Annotated in this window: 4 protein-coding genes; all 4 read right to left on the bottom strand. The window is 51.6% G+C overall.

Going from position 1 to position 8,915, the window contains the following annotated elements:
• The coding region (locus AAAU26_RS07240; RefSeq protein WP_349180980.1) for a plasmid mobilization protein at positions 1-302 on the bottom strand (302 nt) is incomplete at its 3' end.
• Positions 299-7,552, bottom strand: coding sequence for a MutS N-terminal domain-containing protein (locus AAAU26_RS07235; protein WP_431834285.1), 7,254 nt, complete (start codon positions 7,550-7,552; stop codon positions 299-301). The genes AAAU26_RS07235 and AAAU26_RS07240, both read right to left, overlap by 4 nt.
• 132 nt (positions 7,553-7,684) lie before the next feature.
• Positions 7,685-8,092, bottom strand: a complete 408-nt coding sequence (locus AAAU26_RS07220; protein WP_158401858.1) for an arsenate reductase ArsC — start codon at positions 8,090-8,092, stop codon at positions 7,685-7,687.
• 50 nt (positions 8,093-8,142) lie between these two features.
• A complete protein-coding gene (locus tag AAAU26_RS07215; protein WP_005930833.1) occupies positions 8,143-8,760 on the bottom strand; it encodes a Type 1 glutamine amidotransferase-like domain-containing protein in 618 nt (205 codons plus the stop codon).
• Positions 8,761-8,915 lie beyond the last annotated feature (155 nt).

Genomic DNA, 8,915 nt, shown 5'->3' with positions numbered 1-8,915 from the left:
TTGCCAATGTCAATCAGTTCATCCAGACGCTGCCGCAGATCTTCCATGTCGGCGGCGTAGACCTTGCCGCACTCGTTGGCACGCTTGGCGTACTGATTCAGATTGTTGCTACAATTCTGGAGCAGATAAGCCATTCGGCGTAGCTGCGGCAGATCGAGATTTAGGCAGTATCCATCCAATGCCATTTTGCGGATATAGGCACTCAAGCTGCGGATGCCCATGCTGAACATCTTTTCATAGATGCGGTTCTTTTCTGTTTTGGTCAGGCGCAGGATGATGATTTCATCCCGTTTCTCTTTCATCGTGCATCACCATCCTTATCATAGTAGCTGCGGAACGGTTTGACAGGCTCCGACTGATTGGTCTTTTCCCCCAGTGCAGCCAGCACAGACGGACGAGTTGCAGGTGTTTCGGTTTCCTCGGTTTCTTCGGGAGCATCCTGCGAGGAACTGCGGTCACGGTCGATGTTCAGCAAGGCGTTCAATTCAGCAAGGCGGGCAGACTTTTCGGCCAGTTCTTCCTCCTGTGCAAAGGGCTTTGCCACTTCGACCTCTGCGGCCTGCTTCTGCTGTTCAAGGTTTTGCAGAGCATTTTCGGCATCTGCAATACGGTCAGCGAAATTGTCGATGGCATTGTCCAGACGAGTGATATTGCCGCGCGCATCATCGCCCAGCGACACCGGGTAACTCAACTCTGCCCGGAGTACGGCCTGATGCTCATTTTTGAAGCTGTCGAATCGAATGTTCAGTTCAAAGCCACGGTAGGTGCCCAGCAGCATCATATCAGCATTGGGCATCTCCTGCCGAGCCAGCAGCAGCCGTTCGCCTGCAGCCTTTTTGTCATCGTACACCATGCCCTTGATGGTCATGCCGCAGAAGTTTTCTTTGTCCTGCGGGTGTGTTGCTGCAATATGTGAATCCTGTTGTAAAGCAGCAATGCGGGTTTTCTGTTTCTGGATCTCCTCCGGGAAAGTTTTGAGCAGCTTATCCTCCAGACGATATTTCTGATTCTGGAAGTCTCCGCGCAGCACCTTCAATTTTGCTACCTGCACGTCCAAGTCCATCTTTTCCCGGATGCGAGGGTCGCCTGCACACAGAGCCTTGATTTCTGCGTAAGATAAAGCCTGTTCGTCAATATCATCGCAAGATCGCATAGGCGATTTGCTCGTCATGATCTGCGAGATAAACTTCTGTTTATTCTCAAGGGTCTGATAGAGGTAGGCGTCAAATGTCGATTCCGTGACGTAGTTATAGACGTAAACTTGTTTGTTTTGGTTGCCTTGGCGGATGATTCTGCCGTTACGCTGGGTCATATCGGACGGACGCCAGCCTACATCCAGATGATGCACCGCTACGAGCAGCGTCTGGACGTTGGTGCCAGCTCCCATCTTTGCAGTGCTGCCCAGCAGCACACGCACCTGTCCGCTGCGTACCTTGGAGAAAAGTTCTGCTTTCTTGTTCTCTGTATCTGCGTTGTGGATGAACTCGATCTCCTGTTCGGGCACACCGGCGTTGAGCAGCTTGGTGCGAATATCATCATAGACGTTGAACGAACCGTCCCCCTTGGGAGTAGACATATCGCAGAAAATCAACTGGGTCAGCTTCTGCTCCTTGGTGTCGTTCCAGATGCGCAGGACGTTGTTGACGCAGGCGTTCAGCTTGCTGTTGGGGTCATCGGGCAGAGCGGAATTCATCAACCGCTGGTCAAGCCCGATTTTGCGGCCATCCGATGTGATTTTCAGCATATTGTCCACCGAGGGGTCAACAGAACCGCTGTGGACTTCGGCTGCACGTTCGCTCAACGCCTGCACCATATCCTGTTGGATTTCCGAAGGCTTGACCACCACCGTCTCAAATTTTGCATCAGGCACCGGGAGATGAAGCTGGTCGCTGGTCTTGATATCTGCTGCTTCTTTGAACATCGCCATCAGTTCAGGCAAGTTGAAGAACTTCGCAAAACGAGTGCGTGCACGGTATCCGGTGCCTTCGGGCGCAAGTTCGATGGCAGTAGTAGTTTCACCAAAAGTAGAAGCCCACGCATCAAAATGGGTCAACCCTTTCTGCTGCAAGGTGTTGTACTGGAGGTAGCGCATGAGGGTGTACATCTCGGTCATACTGTTGCTCAGGGGTGTACCCGTTGCAAAAATCACGCCACGGCCACCGGTGATTTCATCCAGATAGCGGCACTTGCCGAACATATCGCTGGATTTTTGTGCCTCGCTCGTACTCAAACCTGCGACATTACGCATTTTCGTATACAAGTAGAGGTTCTTAAACGCTTGGCTCTCATCCACAAACAACCTGTCTACGCCCAATTGTTCAAACGTAACCACATCATCTTTACGGTCTGCGCCTTGCAGCTTTTCTAGTTTCTGTTTCAGAGACTTGCGCAGCTTTTCCAGTTGCTTTACTGTGAAATGCTCGCCAACCTGTGCTTTCGCTTCTTCGATGGCCTCCTCGATTTCATCCATCTGTTCCTGAATCAGACGCTCCTGTCGTTCTGCGGACAAGGGTATCTTTTCAAACTGGCTGTGTCCGATGATAACTGCATCATAATCACCGGTCGCAATTCTCGCACAGAATTTTTTTCGATTACCGGGTTCAAAATCTTTCTTGCTGGTAACCAGCAGCTTCGCATTGGGGTACAGACGTAAAAACTCGCTGGCCCATTGTTCCGTCAAATGGTTTGGCACGACAAAAAGACTTTTCTGACACAAGCCCAGACGTTTCAGTTCCATAGCTGAAGCCGCCATCTCAAAACTCTTGCCAGCACCGACTTCGTGCGCCAAAAGGGTGTTGTACCCATACAGCACATGGGCAACCGCATTGCGCTGATGCTCTCGCAAATTGATCTCCGGGTTCATGCCCACAAAATGAATGTGACTACCGTCATACTCACGGGGGCGGGTGCTGTTAAAAAGCTCGTTGTACTTTTTTACCAGTAGGGCGCGTCGCTGTGGATCTTTCCAGACCCAGCCAGCAAATGCGTCCTTGATGGCCTGCTGTTTCTGCTGGGCGAGGGTGGTTTCGTTTTGATTCAGCACACGCTTTTCTTTCCCATTCTCCTCGATGGTATCATAAACGCGGCTGTCACGCAAATTCAAGGTATCCTCCAAAATCTTGTAGGCGTTGGCTCGGCGGGTACCGTAGGTTTCAGTGGCCATAATGTCACCAAAGCCAGTAGCAGATTTATTGCTGATCCGCCATTCGGAAGTGTAAGGGGAGTAGCGAACGGTGATGGCATTGTTGTAGCGGATACGATAGGGCGGCTGAAAAGTTTCCATCATAAACTGTTGTACGATAGAGGGGTCAAGCCATGTGGCACCCAAACGCACATCAATTTCAGATGCCTCCAGATCTTTGGGCTGTGCCTTGGTCAGTGCGTCCACATTAACCTTGAACTCCGGGTGACTTTCCGCAGCAAGCTGTGCCATCCGCAGCTTATCGCGTACATTACCCGAAAGGTATTCGTCCGCAGTCTGCCAGCCCGCTTCCGGGTCGGTGGGGTCGGCGGCAGGGTCCTTGAAGATCACACCAGACAATTCAGTGGTGATGCGCCCGTACTCGTCGGGTGTGCCCAGCAGTTCTGCCATATAGGGCAAGTCCACCTTGCCATGCTCCCCGATGGACACCGCCAACGCTTCACTGGGGGTATCCACGCTGGTAACGGTGCGCTCCGGGCGAATCGTCCGTTTCGTGAACATCGCTGCCTTAGATTTAAGCTGCCCCTGCTCGTCCAGATTTTCCAGCGAACACAGCAGATAGTAGGAGGAATCCTGCTCAAATAGCCGCCCGTTTTTGCGGTCGTTCAGCAGACCGTACTTTGCGGTAAAGGCATCGTAGGCGGCGTTCAGCTTTGCCTGTGTCTCCTTAATGTCCTCGTCCGGGAAGTCGTTCAACTGCTGGTCGATCAGGTCATTGACGATCTGCCGCAGCTCCACCATGCCGGTGACACGCCCCTTGGCGGTTTCGGACAGTTCCACCTGTGTCATCACGGAATTTTCCCGGTAGAACACTTTGCCGTCCACCACGGTGTAGGAGAAGTTCTTGACCTCCGGATCAGCAGGGAGCGTCTTGCGCTCTGCCTCGGCATCCGCAATATCTGGCGTTTCCACCTCGACTTCGGTGTACTGACCCTCAATATGCTGTACCGCCTCGGCAAGCTGGTCTGCAAGGCTGGTACCTTCAAGGGGCGCAACGGTCAGGTCGTGACCGTATTGGGTGCTTTCCAGTTCCAAATTTCCCAGCACCATCTCCGGGTGGTCTACGAAATACTGGTTGATGGCAAAGCCATCCTCCGTTTTGCCCAACTGCACCCATGCAGGCTCAATGTCCGCAGGGCGGTCACGCTTCTGCAAAAAGATAATGTCACTGACAACATCCGTGCCAGCGTTGGCACGGAACGCATTATTTGGCAGACGGATGGCACCCAACAGATCGGCACGTTCTGCCATGTGCTTGCGGGCGGTGCTGTCCTTACTGTCCATGGTGTAACGGCTGGTGACGAACGCCACCACGCCGCCCGGACGCACTTGGTCGATGGCTTTCGCAAAGAAATAATTGTGGATGGAGAATCCCAGCTTGTTGTACGCTTTATCGTTGACCTTGTACTGACCGAAAGGTACGTTGCCCACCGCTAAATCGTAGAAATCACGGCGGTCGGTGGTTTCAAAGCCAGCCACGGTAATGTCTGCCTGCGGGTACAGTTTTTTCGCAATACGCCCGGTGATGCTGTCCAGTTCCACACCGTACAGGCGGCTGTCCTGCATAGAGTCCGGCAGCATCCCGAAAAAGTTTCCCACACCCATGGACGGTTCCAGAATGTTACCACTGCGGAAACCCATGCGCTCCACGGCATCGTAAATGCCACGGATCACGGTGGGGCTGGTGTAGTGGGCGTTCAGGGTGCTGGAACGGGCGGCGGCGTACTCGTCCTCGGAGAGCAGCCCTTTCAGTTCCGTGTACTCTTTTGACCAGTTGCTCTTATCCGGGTCAAAGGCATCCGGCAGACCGCCCCAGCCCACATACTGCGAAAGCACTTCCTGTTCCTCGACGGTGGCTCCACGGTGTTCCTGTTCCAACTGAAACAGGGTGCGGATAGCTGCAATATTCCGGGCGTATTTCTGCTTTGCACCGCCCTCGCCCAAATGCTCGTCCGTGATGTGGAAATTCCCGGCAGCTTCCGGCGCAGATTCAGCATTCAGGGCTTCATCCAAGGCAGTAGCATCCGGGAAGGTCTGCACTTTTCCGTCCATCACGGCAGAAATGGGCAGCGCATCCAGTTCTTCGTCCGTCAGCTCCGGCATGACCTGCCGCAGACCGTCCTCGAATTGTTGCTTATTGATTACTTCGTTATCCCACGACTGTCCCTGTGCGCTGGTGTCAATGCGAACATCCGCTTCGCCTACATAGCCGATTTTGCCTTCGATGGTTCGGGTAGGAAGGTCTACCACAACATCGTCCCCGACCTTATAATCAACGGCCTTTTCGGGAGCAGCGTCAAGGGCCTCGTCCTGCTGTTCGTACAATTCCCGGACAACAGATAGCGGTTCTTCCCGAAAAATTGGCACCCGCAGGTCGGCCAGTGCCATATCCTGCAAGGAAACCTTGCCCTTATCAAAATCCACTCCGTCAATCCGAAATTTCCGGCCATCCATATTGATGATGGAGCCGATGGGCAGATAGTCCTCTTTGTGCAGATGTTTAGTCTGGTGATGAGTCCCATCTTTGTTCAATCCGGCAAGGTAAACATCATTGCCCGCAGACCACAATTCTTTTGACTTTCTTGCCCATAAGATAGGTGGAAAGCCTGTGACCTGAACTTCGCCCAGTGCTGTTTCTCTCGTAAACAAAGCACTGTTGAGAACTTTTGCGACCTTGGCAGCATCTTCTCCATAGAACATAAAATTGCCGCCAGCTTCAAATCCAACCAGAGTATCCGGGTGCTGCGCCTTTAATGCAGTGTATTCGGCTGCACTGGCGGCGTTCAGTTCAAGGGGAAAGTCGATGGCTCTTCTTTCTTTGTCCGACAGGTAGCGGTCAGACTGAATCATCAGGTCAATATATTTTTCGACCCGATCCCAGCGGAGAAGCACTTTCTGATGGTCGGGATAATGCTCAAACGTCAGACCCTTGCTGTCATGGTCAAGCCAACCACTGCTTCCGTCCAGATAAGTGTGTGAAGAACCGCCGGGGCCATACGGTGCATATTCTTTGGCAAGAGCTTTTGCCCGGAGTTTTCGGTCAGGCTGCAACTGATAAATTTTCCATATCCGAAGTTTGCTGCCTTCAACATTGGAACCTCTCCGCAGCGCATTTTCAATCTCCGCCTGCGACAAAACAAAAGCGGAGGGCGATTTTTTGCCCTCCGCTTGGTCGATGGATTCAATTTGTTTGGCTTCGGTGGGAATGTGGGCATCGAAGAAACTTAACTGTAAATCAGTTCGTTCAGCACCAGTTCCTCTGCCTGTGCCCGCAGGCTGTTCATGTGCTGCACCCACGCCAGCTGATTCTGCTCCTTGTCCGGGGCCGGGGTCTGTTTCAAAAGCTGTGCCATGGTCTGCTGCATCCGGCTCTCTGCCGTCTGCTCCACCTCCATCAGGTGCGGGTACAGGCTCCCATTCAGGAGCATCGTGTGGTACAGCACCGGGCGATGCTCCTTCAGGTACGTCCGGCGCAGCCTGCCGTACTTGCCCAGCGGCTTCCGGGGCTGGTTCAGGGTCAGGTTCGGGAGAAGGTAATCCCCGACGGTCGAGTAGGTCACGTTCCTGCTGTTCGTATTCATATTGGCTCCTTTCTGCATTGCGGCGGCGAATGGTAGTTTTCACGGTGCGCTCGATGTTCCGCAGCACCTCCCGGCTCATGTCGCTGACGGCTGCGCCGAGGGCGTAGACACTATCCGGGGTGGAGAAATTGTAGATTGCCTGAAAATCGTCCTTGTCGAACCACCCGGCAGGCTCAAAGCCACAGCGTTCCAGCAGCGTGTAGGTGACACTGATGGTGGCGGCGCTTTTGAACTGCATCTCCACTCCGGCTTCATCATAATCCATCAGAAGCGAACCGTCAACGATGGCGAGAATGTCACCACTGTTGTTGTCCCAGTAATCTGCCACCAGTTTCCCGGCAACATCCGCAAGCTGCTGGCTGACACGCTCCCCGCTGATGCCGTAGGTCTTGCTCAACATTTCCGAAACCGGCTGTTTCAGGTCGTCATTGTACTGCCACATCTCCGGGTCACGGGAATTGCGGCGCACCCCGGTGTCGCTTACGTCAAAAACGTAGTGCAGTCGAGGGAATCCGCTGGATTCGTCCAGCAGAGCGATGCCCTTAGAGCCACGCCTGACATAGCGGTTCATCCGGTTGCGCCAAATGTCAAATTCGGCGCAGGCGGTGGCATCGGGCCGCTGAGCGTAGATCATGAGCTGGTCTGCAAAGGGGTACTTGTACAGCCGAGATGCGGTGGTCAGGTAGTCCGTCCAGCTTTCCCAGTACCGGGTCAAGCCGTTGGCCGTGCGCTGGGCAAGGGCGAGGTATTCTTCGGTTTTGCTTGGCATTTTAGCCTCCTTTCAGCTCTGCGATAAACAAAAAAGCGAGCGGCCTTTTCAGGTCACTCGCTTATGGAATTAAAACTGGTTTTAGTATAGCATGAATCGAAGCGTTCTATCAAAACCTCACTTTTGAGGGTTTCAAAAACTGGAACCGCAAAGTTTCGATTTCAAAGCAAGAACGTTCTGACGAATCTGCTCCATGACTGCCTTGAATTCATCATCGCTTTTCCCGGTAGGGTCATCCAGACCCCAATTCTCATCAAAAGGTCTGCCAATGAAAGGGCAGCTGACGTTGCAGCCCATGGAAATAGCGATATCCGGCTTTGGAATTGCAGAAATCAGCTTGGAATACTGTGTCTTTTCCATGTCGATGCCATATAGTTCTTTCATCAGGCGCACAGCATCCTGATTGATCTGCGGTTTGGTTTCGGTTCCAGCCGAGTAGCTTTCAAACACATCTGCGGCCAGTACCTTGCCAAAGGCTTCGGCAATCTGACTGCGGCAGGAATTATGGACACAGATAAAGGCGATTTTGGGTTTTGACATATAGGTGTTCCTTCCCCACAAACTGGAATTTGACTAATCCTACATGTGCATCATATTACACTCATGTAATTATCCTCTACATAAACAGCTTTTCCATCAGCAAGCTTAATCTCATCTTTGCCGTTCGGTAATACTGTTGTTTCAGAACCATTCCAATGGGGGATAATAGGATTGTCAATAATATGTAATCCATCTGTTAAATTTCCCGCCGCATACATACTTCCTGCACTGATTCCGACATATATAAGTCCGTTTTTAATTGCATTATTAAGTATTCTATCAAAACCAGTTCTAGACATTTCACGACAAAGCACAGATACATCACCACCACTGACAAAAACAGCATCAAATTGGTTTAATTCTTCAAAAGTTAATAGCCTTGTAAGCATAAACGGGGTTGTAACATACGAAGAATAGGTTCTTTGATAGTCTTTTGAAAGAATTAATTCCAGATTGTACACTAATATATTTTCGTACTGAATTCCCATTAGAAAGAGTTCATGAAAACATATTGCAAGCGACTCTCTTGCACCATCTGTTTCAATGCCAGCTGTTGGAATATAAAGCACTTTCACATCCTTCGGACACTTTCCAATAATATCAAAGAATTTCTCTTTCATCTTATCGGTCAACCCTGCAGATGTAAGAAATAGATGTTTTCCATTCATATTCTTTTACCTCGTCAAACTCCGATTTGTCGAGTTCAGTATACCACACCAAATGGCATTGTGAAAGAGAGTATGTATGCCGCCCGCAGGCGGCAAAGATCAGTCCAGTGGAAATTCCAATTCAGCAAACTCCGCATCGGTCAGCAGTTTCAGCT

Origin of the sequence: Faecalibacterium longum (assembly GCF_040094125.1) — a bacterium.
GTDB lineage: Bacteria > Bacillota > Clostridia > Oscillospirales > Ruminococcaceae > Faecalibacterium > Faecalibacterium longum.
Note: the sequence above shows the minus strand (reverse complement) of the source record. Positions and strands in the feature narration are given on the sequence as shown.

Excerpts from the sequence above, each read along its gene's own strand:
- AAAU26_RS07235 (WP_431834285.1), bottom strand. The coding sequence starts at position 7,552 with ATGCCAAGCAAAACCGAAGAATACCTCGCCCTTGCCCAGCGCACGGCC.
- AAAU26_RS07220 (WP_158401858.1), bottom strand. The coding sequence starts at position 8,092 with ATGTCAAAACCCAAAATCGCCTTTATCTGTGTCCATAATTCCTGCCGC.
- AAAU26_RS07215 (WP_005930833.1), bottom strand. The coding sequence starts at position 8,760 with ATGAATGGAAAACATCTATTTCTTACATCTGCAGGGTTGACCGATAAG.